This is a genomic window from Streptomyces sp. NBC_00250, from assembly GCF_036192275.1.
Lineage (GTDB): Bacteria > Actinomycetota > Actinomycetes > Streptomycetales > Streptomycetaceae > Streptomyces.
The window spans coordinates 2,185,426-2,201,817 of record NZ_CP108088.1 but is presented as its reverse complement, the minus strand read 5'-3'; the positions used below and the strand labels follow the sequence as shown (position 1 = coordinate 2,201,817).

Genomic DNA, 16,392 nt, shown 5'->3' with positions numbered 1-16,392 from the left:
CACCGACATGTCCGCGTTGGCCGGCAGGACCGCGATCGTCACAGGGGCGAGCCGCGGCATCGGAAGAGGCATCGCCGAGCGGCTGGCCAGGGACGGAGCCCTGGTGGCCGTCCACTACGGGAGCAACGAGAAGGCCGCCCGCGAGACGGTGGAGATCATCGAGGAACGGGGCGGCCGGGCCTTCGCGATCCGCGCGGCACTCGAGGCTCCCGACGCCGTCGACACCTTCTACGCCGCCCTGGACGCGGGCCTGGCGGAGTGCGGTGCGGATCCCGGGTTCGACATCCTCGTCAACAACGCCGGCGCGAGCGGCTCGGGCCGGATCCAGCAGCTCGACACCGAGGTCTTCGACCGGCTGGTCACGATCAATGTGAAGGCCCCGCTCTTCCTCATCCAGCGGGGTCTCGACCGGCTGCGGGACGGCGGCCGGATCGTCAACATCTCCTCGGCGGCGACGAGGCACGCCTTCCCGGACTCGGTCACCTACGCGATGACCAAGGGGGCCGTCGACACCATGACCCTCGCCCTCGCCAAGGAGCTGGGGCCCCGGGGGATCACGGTCAACGCCGTGGCCCCCGGCTACATCGCGACGGACATGAACGCGCGACGCAGGGCGACCCCGGAGGCGAGCGCGGCCCTCGCGGCGCTCTCGGTCTTCAACCGGATCGGGACGCCGGCCGACATCGCGGACGTGGTCGCCTTCCTCGTCTCCGACGACGCGCGCTGGATCACCGGCCAGTACGTGGACGCCACGGGAGGGACCGCGCTCTGATTCAGCCCACCCGGGTGTGCGCGCGGGGCGCGGGCACGGCCGAACTGCCCGCCGGTTCCAGACCGGCGAGCGTCCCGGGGGCGGCGAGCATCGGCAGGAGCGTCCGCCAAAGGCTCGTGACGGTGTCGGGCGACAGCCACTCGCCGTTGTCCCGGCACAGTGCCTCAAGGCCGACGGTGGAGGCCACCACGGTGCGGACGAGGTCCTGCTGACCGCTGTGGCCGGCGGCGAGCTGGCCCTCGTCGGCCGCCTCCGCGAGCCGTTGCTGTACGCAGCTCTGCCACTCCTGGCGCAGATTCAGGTCCGTACGGCTGCCCCGGGAGCAACTGAGCCGGAATCCCGCCCGTACGACGACGTCCTCGCGGAGCAGCCGGGCCAGGGAGTGTGAGGTGTCGGTCAGGTTCTGCAGGGCGTTCGAGCCCTGCCGGTAGACGATCCGGGCGGTTCTTCGCAGGGCGGTCGTCGCCTCGGACTCGACGGCGGTGGCGATCGCCGCCTTGTTGTCGAAGTGGAAGTGGAGCGCGCCGGGGCTCACGCCCGCTCCCGCGCTGATCGCCGACAACTTGGCCAGGGTGTAGCCGTGCTGGTCGAATTCCCTGGCCGCCGACTTGATCAGCGCGTCGCGGGTCCGCGTGGCCCGCTCTTGTGTGGTCACCCATGGCTCCAGTAGCACTGTGCGTCGCAGAGGCACGGGTTTTGCGCCCCGTCGCGCCGTACCGCTCGACGACTCCAAACCGACTGCTTGGTATTGTACGAGCTCTTCGTGTGCCCTGAGCGCTTCGGCGCGGATCGGGCGCCCGGGGCCCCTTCCCGGACGGAAGCAGAACGCTTGCATGGGTGGTGAGTTGGGTGGCGGGCGGGACGGTGGAAATGCTTCCGTGGCCGCGGTGCGCCTCAACTCGCAAACCGAGCTGTAGGTTTGTTTTCGACCGCGGGAGAGGCGCGGTGGCCGTGCTCAGTGGCAGAGGGCGTGCTCGGCGGTGCCGATGAGGGTCGCGGCGATCTGGTCCACCGTCAGCGAGCGTCCCGTGTGGAGCAGATCGAAGCCGTCGAAGGACGAGAGCAGCCAGAGGCGGTGACCCGCCTCGGTGACGGTGACGTCCTCGCGGAGCATTCCCTGTGCGCCGAGCCGACGGGCGAGGTCGTCCATTCCGGTGGCGCGGCAGGTCTCCATCCGCCGGACCGCGCCGCCGACGGCCTCGGCGTCGAGCGAGGCCGTGGAGTACAGGGTGCGCAGGACGTCGTGGTGGGCGGCGTACCTCTCGACGTTGTCCCGGATGCCGCCGCGAAGCCCTTCGAGCGCGTCGGGCCGGACCACCTCGCGCACCATCCGCTCGAAGCCGCCGCGGTGCAGCAGGTCGGTGCCGAGGGCGTCGAAGAGTCCGGTGCGCGATCCGGAGTCCGTGTACACGGTCGACCGTGACGCGCCCGCAGCGCGGGCGATCCGGTCGAGTCCGACGGGCTCGGAGGGCGCCGGGGGGCGACCGCGGCGAGCCCGACGCCGATCAGCGTCCGGGCGGCCCGGCGGTCGTCGGGAAGGAGATCGAGCACGGCGGCGGACAGCCATGCCCCGATCGGCAGCTGTACGAGGAGCGGGTGGACGGGGTGCCCGAGCCCGTGACCCCGCAGGACGTCCCGGCCACGCCCCGGCTCAGTGGCGCGGGTGCGTCGTCACCACCACCACGCCCGCGAGCAGCACCACGTTCTTGACCACGAACTCGCCCACCAGAGTGAGCAGCAGCGGGTTGGAGTGGGCGAACGCCACCGACGGAGTCAGGACGAGCACCGCGAAGGTGCCGCAGAGGTGGGCGGCGAGCACCGGCAGGGCCACCGCGCGGCCCCGCCCCGACATCAGCCAGAGGCCGAGCGCCACCTCCGCCCAGCCGAGCGCCGGCACGAACCAGCCGCCGGCCGGGAACGGCATGACGGCGACGACGAGCGCGGCCGCCGGGCTGAGCCCGATGACCTTGAGGACCCCGAACCACACGAACACGCCGCCGAGCCCGGCTCTCAGCATGCCCAGGCCGTAGTGGTGCAGCCGTGGCGCGAGCCGTTCGAAGAGGCCGAGGGGGGCCGGGAGGGTGGCGGGCGGCGGGGTGGACGTCCCCTGGGCGGGGGCCGTGGCGGCAGGTGTCACCTGAGAGGAAACGGTCATGCGCGGGCATCTCCATCACGAGTCGACGCGGGGGCCGGGCGGGGCCGGGCGGGCGGATCGAGGCCGGTGGGGCGGAAGCCGGGGCGCGGACCGTTCGGATCGCGCCGAAATCCCGGCAGGAGGGTCGGACGCCGTGGCCACGCTAACCACGTCCCGGGCGCCCCTGCGACGCCCATCGCTTCCTTGCATGCCTGCGATGAAAGAAGTCGATCGGGCGTTGCCGGACGCGATCAAATCTCGCCAGCCTGAGCACTGTTCGAGTTTGTGTTTGATCCATGGGCTGATCCACGGACCGCCCCACGGAGCTGATCCACGGACCCGGACCGCGTCCATCCGATCCCGGCATCATGCGAAGGAACCCACGGATGTCCCACCGACCCGCCGCCCCCGCCTCCACCACGACCACCGGGGCCCGCACAGCGCTCACCCGGCGCCGGGTGCTCACCACGTCCGCCGCCGCGGCCGGGGCGCTCGCCCTGCCCGGCACCCCGGCGTGGGCCGTCCCCACCAGCTTCGAGGCGGAGACGCGCACCGGTCGCCGTCGGCCCGGCGCCGTGACCGACCCCAGCGTCGTCATCCGCTGGAACCAGGCCGCGATGGACGCGATTCTCGGCCGCTACCAGGCCGCCGGCAACCGCTTCGGCCCCGCCACCGTGAACGCCCGTGCCCTCGCGATCATCCACAACGCCATCTACGACGCCTGGGCCTGTTACGACCGCTGTGCCGTCGGCACCCGCTTCGGCGGCGCCCTGCGCCGGCCCCGCTCCGAGCGCACCCTCGACAACAAGAACGTAGCGATCAGCTACGCGGCGCACCTCGCCCTGCTCGACCTGTACCCCGAGTACAAGGTCGCCATCGACAACATGCTCCGCAGCCTCGGCCACGACCCCGAGCTCACCGACCCCCGCCGCAACAGCCCCGCCTGGATAGGCCGCCGCACCGCGCGGGCCGTCCTCGACTACCGCCACGCCGACGGCGCCAACCAGCTCGGCACCCCGGCGTACTCCGACACCACCGGCTACCAGCCGCGCAACACCCCGCAGACCGCCGGGGCCTTCGACCCGGCCACCGTCACCGACCCGGCGCACTGGACCCCGTTGATCGTCGGCGGCAAGACGCAGCGCTACCTCACCCCGCAGTTCGCGGTGATGCAGCCCTTCGCACTGTCCCGCCCCGACCAGTTCACGGTCCCCGCCCCGCCCGCGTACCCCTCGGTCCGGATGACCGCGGCGATCGAGGAACTCCTCGACATCAGCGCCCATCTGACGGACGAGCAGAAGGCCATCGCCGAGTTCTGGCTCAACGACGACGTCACCCCGCCCGGCGCGCAGCAGATGTGGGGACGGTACGTCTCCGCCCGCGACGGCCACGGGGTCGACGAGGACGCCCAGATCTTCTTCGGCCTCAACATGGCCGAGTGCGACGCGGCCATCGGCTCCTGGGCCGTCAAGGCCCAGTACGACTTCGCGCGCCCCTCCACCCTCATCCCGTTCGACCAGCGCGGCCGGCAGATCCGCTCCTGGGGCGGCCCCGGCCAGGGGGCCGTCACCATGGACGGCGTCGACTGGCAGGCGTACGTGGCCGTTCCGCCCTTCCCGGCCACCGTCTCCGGGCACAGCACCTTCTCCGGCGCCGCCGCCGAGTTCCTGCGCCGCTTCACCGGCTCGGACTCCTTCGGCGACTCGTACCGCTTCAAGGCGGGCGCCTCCACCGTCGAGCCCGGCCTCACCCCGCGCACCGACGTGGTCCTGCACTGGCCCACCTTCAGCGAGGCCGCGCGGCAGGCCGGCATCTCCCGGGTGTACGGCGGCATGCACTGGAGCTTCGACAACGAGCCCGGCATCGAGATGGGCCACCGCATCGGCAAGGTCGTACACCGGCAGGCCATGCGCTACTTCGGCGGCACGCACCGCTGACCCCGGGCAGGCGCGTCCCGCGGTGGAACCGGCACCGGCGGGACGCGCCGCCCGCCCGTGCGCCTCTCTCGCCCCGCCCTTTCCTCGCCCGCCCGTACGCCTCTCTCGCCCGGCCCGGCCCGGCCCTGCCCGAGCCCGGCCCGCCCCCGCCCGCCCCGCCAAGGAGAGAACACCGTGAGCAACCAGACCCAGACCCCCGCGGGCGCGGCGACCCCGCCCGCCCGCAGCCGCTGGGCGGGCGGCGCCCCGCCCTTCCCCGGCGGCCGGCCCGCCGTCCTCGGCACCCTCGCCACCGTCGTCTCCCTGGTGATCCTCGTCGCCCTCGGCGAGGCCACCGACCAGCTCCTGATGATCGCCCCGCTCGCCGCCACCGCCATGATCATCTGCAGCACCCCCGCCCTGCCCCCGGCCCAGCCCCGGGGCGTCATGCTCGGCCAGGTCGGCTCCGGTGTCCTCGGACTCGTCGCCGTCGCCCTGTTCGGCCGCTCTCTCTGGGTGGCCGCCGTCGCCGCCGGACTCAGCGTCGGCCTCATGCTCCTGCTGCGGGCCGTCCACGCGCCCGCCGCCGCCACCGCCGTCCTCGCCGTCCTCCAGGACCCCGCGCCGCTGCGCTTCCTCGTCCTGCTCGCCATCGGCAGCGCCCTGCTCGTCCTGGTGGGGCTGATCGCCTCCCGCCTCGGCGTGATCGGCAAGTACCCCACGTACTGGTGGTGACCCGCGCCCGCCGGTGGTGAACCCCCTTCCGCCCGCCCGTACCTCCGCGTACCCACCCTCAACGGAGCGCCCGTGAACCGAGACAGACTGCTCGTCAGCTGCGAGCAGATCATGGAACAGCTGCGGAACCCCGCGGCCGGGGACGAGAACACGGTCCTCGTCGAGATCACCGACGGCGGCAGCCGACTGGGCCGGATCCCCGGCTCGGTCCGCCTGGACTGGACCGGCGACCTCCAGGACCCGGTGCGCCGGGACGTCATCGGCCCCGAGGCCTTCGCCGAACTCCTCGGCCGGCACGGCATATCCGCCGACCACACCGTCGTCTTCCTCAGTGGCAACAACAACTGGTGGGCCACCGCCGGGTACTGGCAGTTCACCCTGTACGGCCACCGGGAACTGCGCATCCTCGACGGCGGCCGGCTCCGCTGGGAGGCGCTCGGCGCCGCCCTCACCCAGGACGTCCCCGCGCGCGAGCCCGTCACGTACCCCGTACCGGCCGTCGACGAGACGATCCGCGCCCGCCGCGAGGACATGCTCGACCACATCGGACGCCACCAACTCCTCGACGTCCGATCCCTGGAGGAGTACCTCGGGCAGAGCAACACCCCGCCCGGCGTGCCCGAGGACCTCGGTGTGCGCTGCGGCCACGCGCTCTCCGCCGAGCACATCCCCTGGCACACCGCCGTCCGCCCCGACGGCACCTTCCGCGACGACACGGAGCTGGCCGCCGCCTACGCCGACGTCCGCACCGACACCCCGACCGTCGTCTACTGCCGGGTCGGCTGGCGCTCCGCGCACAGCTGGTTCGTGCTGAGCGAACTCCTCGGCCTGCCCGACATCCGCAACTACGACGGCGCCTGGCGCGAGTTCGGCTCGCTCATCGGCGCCCCCATCGTCAACGGGCCCCAGCCCTGGGGCCCCGACGGCATCCCGTCCATCGTCGCCCAGCGCGACGCCGCCTCGGAGGTCCGCGCCCATGCCTGACGTGACCGTCTTCCGCAACGTGCTCCGCAACGGCTTCGACCAGACCGACCTGCCCTGGGTGCCGTGGACCGAACCCGGCCGCGTCGGCGTCGAGTTCGTCGTCCTCTGGGGCCCCGACCCGGCCGAGGGCGAGGACTCCGCCTCACTGCTGCTGCGCTTCCCGCCGGGCGCGCACGGCGACTTCCACGAGCACCTGGGTCATGAGCTGATGCTCGTCCTCGACGGCACCCTCGACCACAGCGACGGACGCCGCTTCCATCGCGGCGACCTCGTCGTCGAGGAGCCGGGCACCCGCCACCAGATGTCCAGCGCCGAGGGCTGCACCGTCCTCGCCGTCCGCGCCCGCCCCGCCGCCTCCCGCACCCCCGGGGCCGGCGAGATCACCACCGGCGTCGGCGCGGGCGCCGGGACCCCCTCCGTCTGAGGCCCTCGCACCCGAACCAGCGGCCGCCGGGCCCCGCACGCCCGGCGGCCCTTCCGTACCGCTCCCGCCCACCCGCCCACCCCGCACCCCTTCCGGAGAGAGACGCCATGACCCCGTCCGCACGGCCTCAGCCCCTGCGCAGTCCCGAGCCCTCCCGCCGGGTCCTGCTCACCACCGGTTCCTCCGACGCCCACACCTGGAACCTCGTCCACCTCCAGCTCTTCCTGGAGGAGCACGGCCACTCCGTCCTCAACCTGGGCCCCTGCGTCCCCGAGCAGCTGCTCGTCGACACCGCCCGGATGACCAGCCCCGACCTCGTCGTGCTCTCCTCCGTCAACGGCCACGGCCACCAGGACGGGCTGCGCGCCGCCCGCGCCCTGCGCGCCGACCGCAAGACCCGCACCGTCCCCATGGTCATCGGCGGGCTCCTCGGCATCTCCCCGGAGGGCGCCGCCACCCGTACCGCCGAACTCCTCGACGCCGGATACGACGAGGTGTACGCGGACGGCACCCCGCCCACCGCCCTGCTGCGCCGGCTCGCCGACCTCGGCGGCGCGTGTACCGGGCGGGCCGCGGCTTGACGACCTCCGCCCCGCCGCCGCTCGCCCCCGGCGATCTCGGCGTCTTCGTCCAGGAGTCGGCCGCGGCCGGCGAACTGGTCGTCCAGCCCCGGATGGGGATGGTCGGACCCGAGGAGATGGCCGGCGGAGTCGCCGCCGTCGCCGCACTGCCCGAGCGGACCGTCGCCACCCTCACCATCGACAGCTACACCCGCGTCGGCGACCACGCCGCCGCCACCGCCGCCCTGCGCGCCGGCCGGCCCCTCAACGGGTTCCCGCTGGTCAGCCACGGGCCCAGGACCACCGCGCGGGTCGCCGCCGCGGCCGGCCGGGCCACCCCCGTCCAGGTCCGGCACGGATCCGCCGACCCGATGGCCATCTTCCGCACCATGGCCGCCGCAGGGCTCGCCGCCTCCGAGGGCGGCCCCGTCTCCTACTGCCTGCCCTACGGGCGTACCCCGCTCGCCGAATCCGTCGCCGCCTGGCGCGACTCCGTGCAGTTCCTCACGGAGGAGAGCCGCGCACACGGCCGGCGGGCCCATCTCGAATCCTTCGGCGGCTGCCTCCTCGGCCAGCTCTGCCCGCCGTCCCTGCTCGTCGCCGTCTCGGTCCTGGAGTGCCTCTTCTTCGTGGCCAACGGCGCGACCAGCGTCTCCCTCAGCTACGCGCAGCAGACCCATCCCGCCCAGGACACCGGCGCGCTCACCGCCCTGCGGCTGCTCGCCGACGAGTTCCTGCCGCCGTCCGTCGACCGCCACATCGTGCTCTACACGTACATGGGCGTCTACCCGAGGACGGTGCCCGGCGCCCGGCTGCTGCTGCGCCGCAGCGCCGAACTGGCCGTACGGGGCGGGGCCCAGCGCCTGATCGTGAAGACCGAGACCGAGGCGCACCGCATCCCGACCGTCGAGGAGAACCTGACCGCCCTGCGGATCGCCGCCGACGCGGCCCGCTCCGCGCCACGGCGCGGCACACCCCAGGGCACCCGGTCCGCCGCCAGGTCCACCGACGCCGACGCCGAGGAGACGCTCGTCGAGGCACGCGCTCTGGTCACGGCCGTCCTCGGACTCTCCGACGACCTCGGCGTCGCCCTCCTCAAGGCCTTCGACCGCGGCCTGCTCGACGTGCCGTTCTGTCTGCACCCGGACAACCGGGGCGCCGTCCGGTCCACCGTCGCACCCGACGGGCGCCTGCAATGGACGGATCTGGGCGCGCTGCCGCTGCTCACCACCAGCAGGAGGACCGTTCCCATGACCTCACGCCAGCTCTCCGGCATGCTCGGCCGGGTCGCCCGTGAGCACGACCAGGCGGCGGCCGCGAACCCGCCGCCGGAGCCGGCGCCGAGGAACGCCCCCGCGCCGTCGGGTGATCCGCTGCGGATCGCGTTCGTCGGCATGGGCCCGCGCGGCCTCTCCGTACTGGAGCGACTCGCGGCCCGCTGCGCCGACGCGCCGCCCGCCCGCCCGGTCGAGGTGTTCGCGGTGGACCCGTACGAGGCGGGGGCCGGGCGGATCTGGCGTACGGACCAGTCGCCGTGGTTCCTGATGAACACCCCGGCCCAGGAGGTCACCATGTTCTCCGGGCCGGCCGACGCGGGACCGCACCGGCCCGGCGCCGGACCCTCCCTCGGCGAGTGGTGGGCGCAGGACGATCCGGCGTCCGCGGAGCCCGAGGGGTACGCGCCCCGCGCCGTCTACGGCCGCTATCTGACGTACGTCATGCGGCGGATCGAGGAGACCCTGCCGCCCTCGCTCACCGTCCGGCGCGTCCCCGCCCGGGTGATCTGCGCGGAGCGCGGCCGGGCCGAGGGCACGCGGGACAGAGCCCGGCACCGGCTGAGACTCGACCGCGGTGACGTCCTCACCGTCGACCGGGTGGTCCTCGCCACCGGCCACCCCGTCAACGAGCTCGACGCGGACCAGCGGGCCTGGACGCAGTTCGCCCGCGAACACAGCACCCCCACCCGCCCCGTCCGCTACATCGCGGGCGGCTCCGCGAGCGAGATGCCGCTCGCCGGGATCCCGGCGGGCGCGAGCGTGGGAATCCTCGGCATGGGGCTCACCTTCTACGACATCCTCACCGAGCTCACCCTGGGGCGCGGCGGCACCTTCACCGAGGGCTGCGAAGGCCTGCTGTACCTGCCCAGCGGCAAGGAGCCCCGGATCCTGGCGGGTTCCCGCGGGGGAGTGCCCCTGCTCACCCGGGGCGCCAACCAGAAAGGCCCCGAACACCGGTACCAGGCCCGGCTGTTCACCGCCGAACGGATGGCCGCGATCCGCGCGGCGGAGGCGCCCCTCGACTTCGAACAGTCGGTCCTGCCCTGGCTGCTCGCCGAGGTCAACCTCGTCCTCCTCGCCACCCGCATCCGCCAGGTCCACGGGCCCGAGGCGGCCGAAGAGTTCACCGAGCGCGGCGCGCAGGCCCTCGCCGACCGCGACGACCCCGACCCGCGGCTCCTGGAGCGGCTCGCCGCAGGACACCGCATCGACGCCCGGCCGCTCACCGGACTCGACGCGCTCGCCCGCCCGTTCGGCGGCCGACGCTTCGGCTCCCCGGCCGAATACCACAAGGTCCTCACCGAATGGCTGCGCGCCGACCTGTTCGAGGCGCGCCAGGGCAATGCCGACGGGCCCCTGAAAGCGGCCGCCGACGTGCTCCGCGACGTCCGGCAGACGATCCGTACCGTCGTCGACTTCGGCGGTCTCACCCCCGCCTCGCACCGCTGGTTCCTCTCCGAGTTCGGCCCCGTCGCGGCGATGGTCTCGACCGGGCCGCCGCAGGTGCGCTCCGAGCAGTTCCTCGCGCTGCTCGCGGCCGGGGTCCTCGAACCGGTGGGCCCCGGCGCCCGGTTCGGCGCGGACCCCGTCGAGGGGCGGTTCACGGTGGAGTCCGCGCAGGTGGAGAACTCCTGGGTGGCGCTGGACGTCGTCGTCGACGCCCGGGTCCCGGGCACCGACCTGACGGCCGACCGGGACCCGCTGATCCGGGGCCTGATGGTGGACGGGGAGATCCGTACCTTCACCAACGCGGGCGACGGAGCGGAGGAGTTCGCCACCGGCGGCCTCGACTGCACCGACTCCCCGTACCACCCCGTCCGCGCGGACGGCTCGGTGGACACCAGCACCCATGTGCTCGGCATCCCGAGCGAGTACACCCGCTGGTTCACCCAGGTGGGCAGCGGCCGGCCGGGCCTCTGGGGCTCCTTCACACGGGACGCGGACGCGATCGCGGAGGCGCTGGTGGGAGTCGCGGGGGTGGGCCGACCGGCGGCCGACCGGGTGCTGCTCGGGGGTGCGGGGTGAGCGGCGGTGTCCGTCCGCCCGCCCATGAGGAGTACCGGGCCGCCCGGGATCTGCTGCTGCGGCTGCGCGGCGACCGGGAGGCGGCCCGCGCCGCCTTCCGGTGGCCGCGCGCCGAGCACTTCAACTGGGCCCTGGACTGGTTCGACGTCATCGCCGAGGGGAACGGCCGGCCGGCGCTCGAACTCCTCGGCCACCCGGGCCCGGACGGCGGCGTACCCGTCGCCGACCGGGTCTCCTTCGCCGAACTCCGCGCCAGGTCCGATGCGTTGGCGGTGGCGCTCCGCGAGCACGGAGTCGTACGGGGCGACCGCGTCCTGATCCTCCTCGGCACCCGGGCCGAGCTGTGGGAGACCCTGCTCGGCTGCATCAAGCTCGGCGCGGTCGTCGTCCCCGGCTACCAGGACCTGACCCGCGCCGAGGCCGCCGACCGGATCGCCCGGGGTGCCATCCGGCATGTGGTCTCCGCACCCGAACTCGTCGACATGCTCGACGAGTTGCCCGTGCCGGGCATCCGGATGGCCGTCGAGGGGGACGGCCGGGCCGGCTGGGTCCCGTACCCCGACACCCGCCGTCCCGGTCGGCCGCGCTTCGTCCCGGACGGGCCGACCCGCGCGGCCGACCCGTCGTTCTGCTACTTCACCTCCGGCACGACCTCGCTGCCCAAGCTCGTGGAGCACAGCCACGCCGGATACGGCGTCGGGCACCTCTCCAGCCTGTACTGGAGCGGCCTGCGCCCCGGCGACCGGCACCTCAACCTCTCCGCGCCCGGCTGGGCCAAGCACTCCTGGTCCAGCTTCTTCGTACCCTGGGCGGCGGAGGCGACCGTGCTCGCGCCCCCGGACGGCGGCCTCCCGGCGGGCGTGCTGCCCGGCGTCCTCGCCGCGCACGACGTGACCAGCTTCTGCGCGCCGCCCAGCGCCTGGCGGTCCCTGCTCCCGTACGTGACCGCCGGGGCGGCGGCTCCCCGGCTGCGCGAGGCGACGGCGGCGGGAGAGCCCCTGACGGCGGAGACGGTGGAGCGGATCGAGGCCGCCTGGGGAGTCCGGGTCCGCGACGGCTACGGCCAGACGGAGGCGACCGCCCTCATCGGCCGCACCCCCGGCACCCCGGAACCCCTCGCCCCGCTCGGGCACCCGCTCCCCGGGTACCGGATCGTGCTGCGGGACCCGGAGACGGGGGAGCGCGGCGAAACCGGCGAGGTGTGCGTGGATCTGACGGAGCGTCCGCCCGGTCTGATGCGGGGGTACGCGGGCCTGCCCGGGCGCACGGCGGAGGCGTTCGTCGACGGTCTGTACCGGACGGGGGACCGCGGCGAGCGGTGCGCGGACGGCTCGATCCGGCTGCTCGGGCGGATGGACGAGGTCTTCAAGTCCCACGGTCACCGGGTCTCCCCGATGGAGATCGAGGCCGTGCTCCGCACCCACCCGGAGGTGGCCGACGCGGCGGTGGTCCCGTGCGAGGACCCGGCGGGCGGCCTGGCCCCGTACGCGGTCGTCGAACTCCACTCGGAATCCGGCGAGTCGGACTCCGCCGCGCACGGGCGCATCGGCGCGGAGCTGCTCGCGCTGGCCGCCGAACGGCTCGCACCGGTCTTCGTGCCGCACGGGGTCACGGTCGTGGCGAGCCTGCCGCGCACCCGCTCGGGCAAGGTGCGGCGGGGCGAACTCACCCCGAAAGGCTGACCGGGGCCGGGGCCGGGGCCGGGGCCGGGGCCGGGGCCAGGGCCGGGGCCGGGGCCGGGGCCGGAGCCAGAGCAGGGGCCGAAGCAGGGGCCGGATGAGCCGTAGCCGGTGCCGGTTCCGGAGCCAGATGAGTCGGTGCCGGGGCCGGATGAGCCGGGGCCGGTGGCCGCGACCAGGCGGGTGGCCGCGACGGGCGCCGGCCTCCGCCACCCGCCGCCGCGCCCCGGATCGTCAGGCCTTCGCCGGCTCCCGCTCGGCCGTCCGCAACAGGATCTCCGCGACGCCCCTGGCCCGTACCGCCGCCTCCGACGTCCCCTCGCGGAGGGCCGTCACGATCGCTCCGTCGCCGAGCAGGGCCAGCTGGCGGGCCAGGGTCTCGTGGTCGCGGTAGCCGCCCTCGGCGAGCAGGCGGTCCAGGACCGCGATGACCTTCTCCTTGTGCTCGGCCGCCACATGATGGGCCGGGCTGTCCGGGTCGGCCGTCTCGACCATCGTGTTGATGAAGGCGCAGCCGCGGAACGAGGCCGCGGCGAAGCGTTCCGCCAGGCCGTCGAAGAGGGCGAGCGGCAGCTCCGCCGGGGAGCGTTCGCTGGCCTCGATCCGGCCGTCGAGCCAGGCCCGCCACATGCCGTCGCGGCGCCGCAGCACCTCGACGACCACGTCGTCCTTGCTGGGGAAATGGCGGTAGAAGGAGGCGCGGCCCACTCCGGAGTCGGACAGGATCCGCTCGATGCCGACGGCCCGGATCCCCTCTTCGTAGAACAGACGCTCCGCCGCGCTGAGGAGCCGTTCTTTCGCGTTCGTGGCCATACCAGACGGTACCACTCGGTGCCGTATAGGTGATCCCTCAAGGAAAAGGGGAGTGGCCGCCTCCCGTTGCATGAGACGGAACCGATCGGTACCGTCCTGATGGTACCGATCAGTTCCGTCTTGGTCCGGCTCAAGGAGAGCTCCATGCCCCGCCTGCCCCAACTGACCGTCGAGACCGCCAACGAGGAGCAGCGCGAGCTGCTCGAAGGCACCCTCAAGCAGCTCGGCAAGCTGCCCAACCTGTACGCCGCCCTGGCCAACGGCCCCGCCGCCCTTCGCGGTTACCTCGCCATGCGCGAGGCCCTCGTCGGCGGCAGCTTCAGCGCCCGGCAGCGCGAGCAGCTCGCGCTCTACATCGCCCAGCACAACGACTGCACGTACTGCGTCTCCGCGCACACCCTGCGCGGCGGCAAGGTCGGTCTGAGCGAGCAGGAGCTGCTCGACACCCGTCACGGCACCGACGCCGGCGACCCGCACATGGACCAGGTGCTCCGCTTCGCCGGTGCCGTCATGGCCACCGGCGGCCGCGTCACCGACGACTCCCTCGCCGCCGCCCGCGCCGCCGGAGTGACCGACGCCGAGATCGCGGAGATCGTCGGCCACGTCGCGCTCAACGTGCTGTCGAACTTCTTCAATCACGTTGCGCAGCCGGACTTGGACTTTCCGTTGGTCCCGGCCCAGCTCGCCGAGTAGAGTCTTCGCGGCCGAGCAGGGGTGCCGGGCGCGAAGGGGCGTCCGGCACCCCTGCGGCTGTTTCAACCGACTGGGGCGATCGAAGCGGGTGGGCGACCAACCACCTGATGTGAGGAACTGCCGCCTGCGCGGCAGGGGGGAATTCACGTGGACATCGACGCAAGAACCCTTCGCACCTTCCGCGAGGTGACCCTGACCGGGTCGTTCACCCAGGCGGCGCGACGCCTCGGGTACTCGCAGTCCAGCGTCACGGCACAGATGCGTGCCCTGGAACGACAGGTGGGTGAACCCGTCTTCGAGCGGCTCCCCAACGGCGTCCGGCTCACCGACGCCGGCACCGTACTGCGTGACTACGCCCGCCAGATCCTCACCCTCGTCGGTGAGATGGAGACCGCCCTGCGCCGGCCCGCGGCCAACCCGCCGCGGCTGACCGTGGGCATCGTCCCCGCCCTGGCGTACGGACAACAGCTCGCCCGGGTCACCCAGATCGGGCGACGGCTCCTCTCCGGCGTCCAGCTCGCCCTGCGTGTCATGGGAACCGCCGAGGTCCACGACGCCTTCCGGTCCGGAGCGATCGACGGCGCCCTCGTCCTCACCGTCGTCGACGCCGAGGACCCGGTGGTCCAGCTGGCCGACCAGCTGCACACCGAACGCTCCGACGAACTCACCGAAGTACGCCTCCAGGAGGTCGAGTTCGTCCCCGTCACCAGCGTCGGCCACCGACGTGCGAGCCTCGGCCGTCAGGTCGTCATCGCCGACCCCGACTGTCCCTCCCAGCGCTGGCTCCCCGAATTCCTCCGGCTGCGCTGCGACAGCCCGCCCGAGATCCACGAACTGGGCTCCATGGCGGGCGTCCGCGCCGCCACCCAGTCCGGCCTCGGCTGCGCCATGCTCCCCATCGCCCTCGCCGCCTCCCACCAGGAGGCCGGAGGACTGCGCCCCCTCCCCGGCGTACCCCGGATGCGCTGGAACGCCTCCCTCGTCCTCGGCCGCTCCGACACCCGGCCCGCCCTCGACTGGCAGAACCTGACGGAGACCCTCCGCCAGGCCACCGCCCTCTCCTGCGCGGTCCACCCCGGCGAGCCCGGCCCCGCGAGCCCGGTCGACGTGCTCGGAGACGCGGCCCCGGCCCTCGACCCGGACCCGAGCATCGCCTCGTAACGCTCCACTCCACAGACCGGTGCCACGGCGCACCGCCGCCTCCCCCCGGCCCCACCCCCGACCGGGTCCTTGCGGGAGCGACGGAGCGCCGTGGCACCTCCCTCTCCCCGAACTCCTCAGTGCTCCGGCAGCCCCAGCGGGACCCGGCCCGTGGCCCGCCCGTGCTCGTCGAGGAGCCAGCTCATGCGCTTGGGGGAGTGCAGGGCCACCGTCCGGTCCCGTACCTCCAGGGCCGGGAAACGCTCCGCGAGCAGCGCCTCGAAGGGGTCCACCGCGCCCAGACCGTGCAGCCAGACCAGGACGAGCAGGTTGTACGGGCCGCTCACCGACACGCACATCCGCACCTGTTCCAGCCGGGCCAGGGCATTGCCCGTCTGCTCCAGGAGGGCGTGCGGCACCGACGTCCGGTAGACCACCATCGTGGAGAGCCCCGCCATCGGGTGCGCCAGATCGCAGCGCAGGGTGATGTCCCCGTCGCGGATCATTCGCTGCAGTCGTCGTCGCGCCGTGTGCTCGCTCATGCCCGTGAGCACGCCGAGCTCCCCGTACCCGAGCCGCCCGTCGGCGCCGAGCGCGGTGAGCAGCGCCTGGTCCTGCGGCGACGGCCGCTCGTGGAGATGGGTGCTGTAGGTGCGGGGCCGGCCGGTCGGCGCCCCGCCCAGGCCGGCGCGCTCGGCGGGGTTCATCGCCCGCATCCGCCAGTCGCGCCCCTCCCCGTACAGCGTGATGCCCAGCCGGGTGCGGGTCGAGCGGACCCCGCGCAGCCCGCCGATCCCCCGGTGCACCGCGCGTCCCAGGGACGGCAGGTCCGGGGCGGCGACGGAGAGGAACAGGTCGAAGTCCCCGGCCGTCTCGTCGACGCTGAACACCCAGGGCAGCGCCGTGACCGCCGCGCTGACCCGGTCGAAGGCGCGCGGCCGGCACCGCACCTCCACATAGGCGACCGTGGCCGTCTTCGCCGCGTCGTACGCGGTGACCCAGGCGAGCCCCTCCGCGCGGAGCCGTTCGAAGCGGCGGGCGGCCGTCGTCGCGTTCACGCCGAGCGCCTGCCCGATCCGGGTCCACGGCGCCCGAGGGGCCGCCTGCAGCGCGTCGATCAGCGCCAGATCCAGCTCGGAGAAGCCCGCGAGAGCGCCCTCCGTGCCGGAATCCGGCTCAGAGGTGCTCTCGCTGACGCTTTCCGGCAATCCGGAAGGGCTCTCGCTCACGGACCGGATCG

The 16,392-nt window shown here is 73.8% G+C and carries 15 protein-coding genes; 10 read left to right on the top strand and 5 right to left on the bottom strand.

Going from position 1 to position 16,392, the window contains the following annotated elements; translation table 11 throughout:
- Positions 1–7: 7 nt before the first annotated feature.
- Positions 8–772 carry an SDR family oxidoreductase gene (locus tag OG259_RS09890; protein WP_328941929.1) on the top strand — a complete coding sequence of 255 codons (765 nt, stop codon included), beginning with the start codon at positions 8–10 and terminating at the stop codon, positions 770–772.
- A gap of 1 nt (position 773) precedes the next feature.
- Here the strand turns inward: OG259_RS09890 and OG259_RS09885 are convergent, their stop codons facing one another.
- The 3 genes from OG259_RS09885 to OG259_RS09870 all read right to left on the bottom strand — a co-directional run bounded on the left by OG259_RS09885 (position 774) and on the right by OG259_RS09870 (position 2,927).
- A complete protein-coding gene (locus OG259_RS09885) occupies positions 774–1,427 on the bottom strand; it encodes a ScbR family autoregulator-binding transcription factor (RefSeq protein WP_328941928.1) in 654 nt (217 codons plus the stop codon).
- Between the two features lie 300 nt (positions 1,428–1,727).
- Positions 1,728–2,183 (bottom strand): TetR/AcrR family transcriptional regulator, encoded by a 456-nt coding sequence (locus OG259_RS09880; RefSeq protein ID WP_328941927.1) that lies wholly within the window; start codon positions 2,181–2,183, stop codon positions 1,728–1,730.
- A gap of 240 nt (positions 2,184–2,423) precedes the next feature.
- On the bottom strand, positions 2,424–2,927 hold the full coding sequence (locus OG259_RS09870; protein WP_328941926.1) for a hypothetical protein: 504 nt from the start codon (positions 2,925–2,927) through the stop codon (positions 2,424–2,426).
- Between the two features lie 365 nt (positions 2,928–3,292).
- Here OG259_RS09870 and OG259_RS09865 point away from each other — a divergent pair, with 365 nt between their 5' ends.
- The 7 genes from OG259_RS09865 to OG259_RS09835 all read left to right on the top strand — a co-directional run bounded on the left by OG259_RS09865 (position 3,293) and on the right by OG259_RS09835 (position 12,509).
- The gene (locus OG259_RS09865) at positions 3,293–4,843 is read left to right on the top strand and encodes a vanadium-dependent haloperoxidase (RefSeq protein WP_328941925.1); all 1,551 of its coding nucleotides are present in this window, start codon (positions 3,293–3,295) and stop codon (positions 4,841–4,843) included.
- A 174-nt stretch (positions 4,844–5,017) separates the two neighbouring features.
- Positions 5,018–5,557 carry an HPP family protein gene (locus OG259_RS09860; RefSeq protein WP_328941924.1) on the top strand — a complete coding sequence of 180 codons (540 nt, stop codon included), beginning with the start codon at positions 5,018–5,020 and terminating at the stop codon, positions 5,555–5,557.
- Positions 5,558–5,629: 72 nt separating this feature from the next.
- Complete coding sequence (locus tag OG259_RS09855; protein ID WP_328941923.1) at positions 5,630–6,541, top strand: sulfurtransferase; 912 nt, start codon at positions 5,630–5,632, stop codon at positions 6,539–6,541.
- The gene (locus tag OG259_RS09850; protein WP_328941922.1) at positions 6,534–6,965 is read left to right on the top strand and encodes a cupin domain-containing protein; all 432 of its coding nucleotides are present in this window, start codon (positions 6,534–6,536) and stop codon (positions 6,963–6,965) included. The genes OG259_RS09855 and OG259_RS09850 overlap by 8 nt, the downstream gene beginning before the upstream one ends.
- A gap of 107 nt (positions 6,966–7,072) precedes the next feature.
- Entirely contained in the window at positions 7,073–7,546 is a 474-nt protein-coding gene (locus OG259_RS09845; RefSeq protein ID WP_328941921.1) for a cobalamin B12-binding domain-containing protein, read from the top strand.
- Entirely contained in the window at positions 7,543–10,827 is a 3,285-nt protein-coding gene (locus OG259_RS09840) for an FAD/NAD(P)-binding protein (protein ID WP_328941920.1), read from the top strand. The genes OG259_RS09845 and OG259_RS09840 overlap by 4 nt, the downstream gene beginning before the upstream one ends.
- Complete coding sequence (locus OG259_RS09835) at positions 10,824–12,509, top strand: acyl-CoA synthetase (protein WP_328941919.1); 1,686 nt, start codon at positions 10,824–10,826, stop codon at positions 12,507–12,509. Before OG259_RS09840 ends, OG259_RS09835 begins: the two co-directional genes overlap by 4 nt.
- A 231-nt stretch (positions 12,510–12,740) precedes the next feature.
- On the opposite strand, the gene OG259_RS09830 is transcribed toward OG259_RS09835, so the two are convergent.
- A complete protein-coding gene (locus tag OG259_RS09830; RefSeq protein WP_328941918.1) occupies positions 12,741–13,319 on the bottom strand; it encodes a TetR/AcrR family transcriptional regulator in 579 nt (192 codons plus the stop codon).
- A gap of 144 nt (positions 13,320–13,463) precedes the next feature.
- Between OG259_RS09830 and OG259_RS09825 the strand changes: the two genes are divergently transcribed.
- Positions 13,464–14,012: a carboxymuconolactone decarboxylase family protein gene (locus OG259_RS09825; RefSeq protein ID WP_328941917.1), complete on the top strand. Its 549-nt coding sequence runs from the start codon at positions 13,464–13,466 to the stop codon at positions 14,010–14,012.
- A gap of 147 nt (positions 14,013–14,159) precedes the next feature.
- A complete protein-coding gene (locus OG259_RS09820) occupies positions 14,160–15,173 on the top strand; it encodes a LysR family transcriptional regulator (protein WP_328941916.1) in 1,014 nt (337 codons plus the stop codon).
- 116 nt (positions 15,174–15,289) lie between these two features.
- Here the strand turns inward: OG259_RS09820 and OG259_RS09815 are convergent, their stop codons facing one another.
- On the bottom strand, positions 15,290–16,381 hold the full coding sequence (locus tag OG259_RS09815) for an Lrp/AsnC family transcriptional regulator (protein WP_328941915.1): 1,092 nt from the start codon (positions 16,379–16,381) through the stop codon (positions 15,290–15,292).
- Positions 16,382–16,392 lie beyond the last annotated feature (11 nt).

Excerpts from the sequence above, each read along its gene's own strand:
- OG259_RS09865 (WP_328941925.1), top strand. The coding sequence starts at position 3,293 with ATGTCCCACCGACCCGCCGCCCCCGCCTCCACCACGACCACCGGGGCC.
- OG259_RS09850 (WP_328941922.1), top strand. The coding sequence starts at position 6,534 with ATGCCTGACGTGACCGTCTTCCGCAACGTGCTCCGCAACGGCTTCGAC.
- OG259_RS09825 (WP_328941917.1), top strand. The coding sequence starts at position 13,464 with ATGCCCCGCCTGCCCCAACTGACCGTCGAGACCGCCAACGAGGAGCAG.
- OG259_RS09890 (WP_328941929.1), top strand. The coding sequence starts at position 8 with ATGTCCGCGTTGGCCGGCAGGACCGCGATCGTCACAGGGGCGAGCCGC.
- OG259_RS09870 (WP_328941926.1), bottom strand. The coding sequence starts at position 2,927 with ATGACCGTTTCCTCTCAGGTGACACCTGCCGCCACGGCCCCCGCCCAG.
- OG259_RS09830 (WP_328941918.1), bottom strand. The coding sequence starts at position 13,319 with ATGGCCACGAACGCGAAAGAACGGCTCCTCAGCGCGGCGGAGCGTCTG.
- OG259_RS09845 (WP_328941921.1), top strand. The coding sequence starts at position 7,073 with ATGACCCCGTCCGCACGGCCTCAGCCCCTGCGCAGTCCCGAGCCCTCC.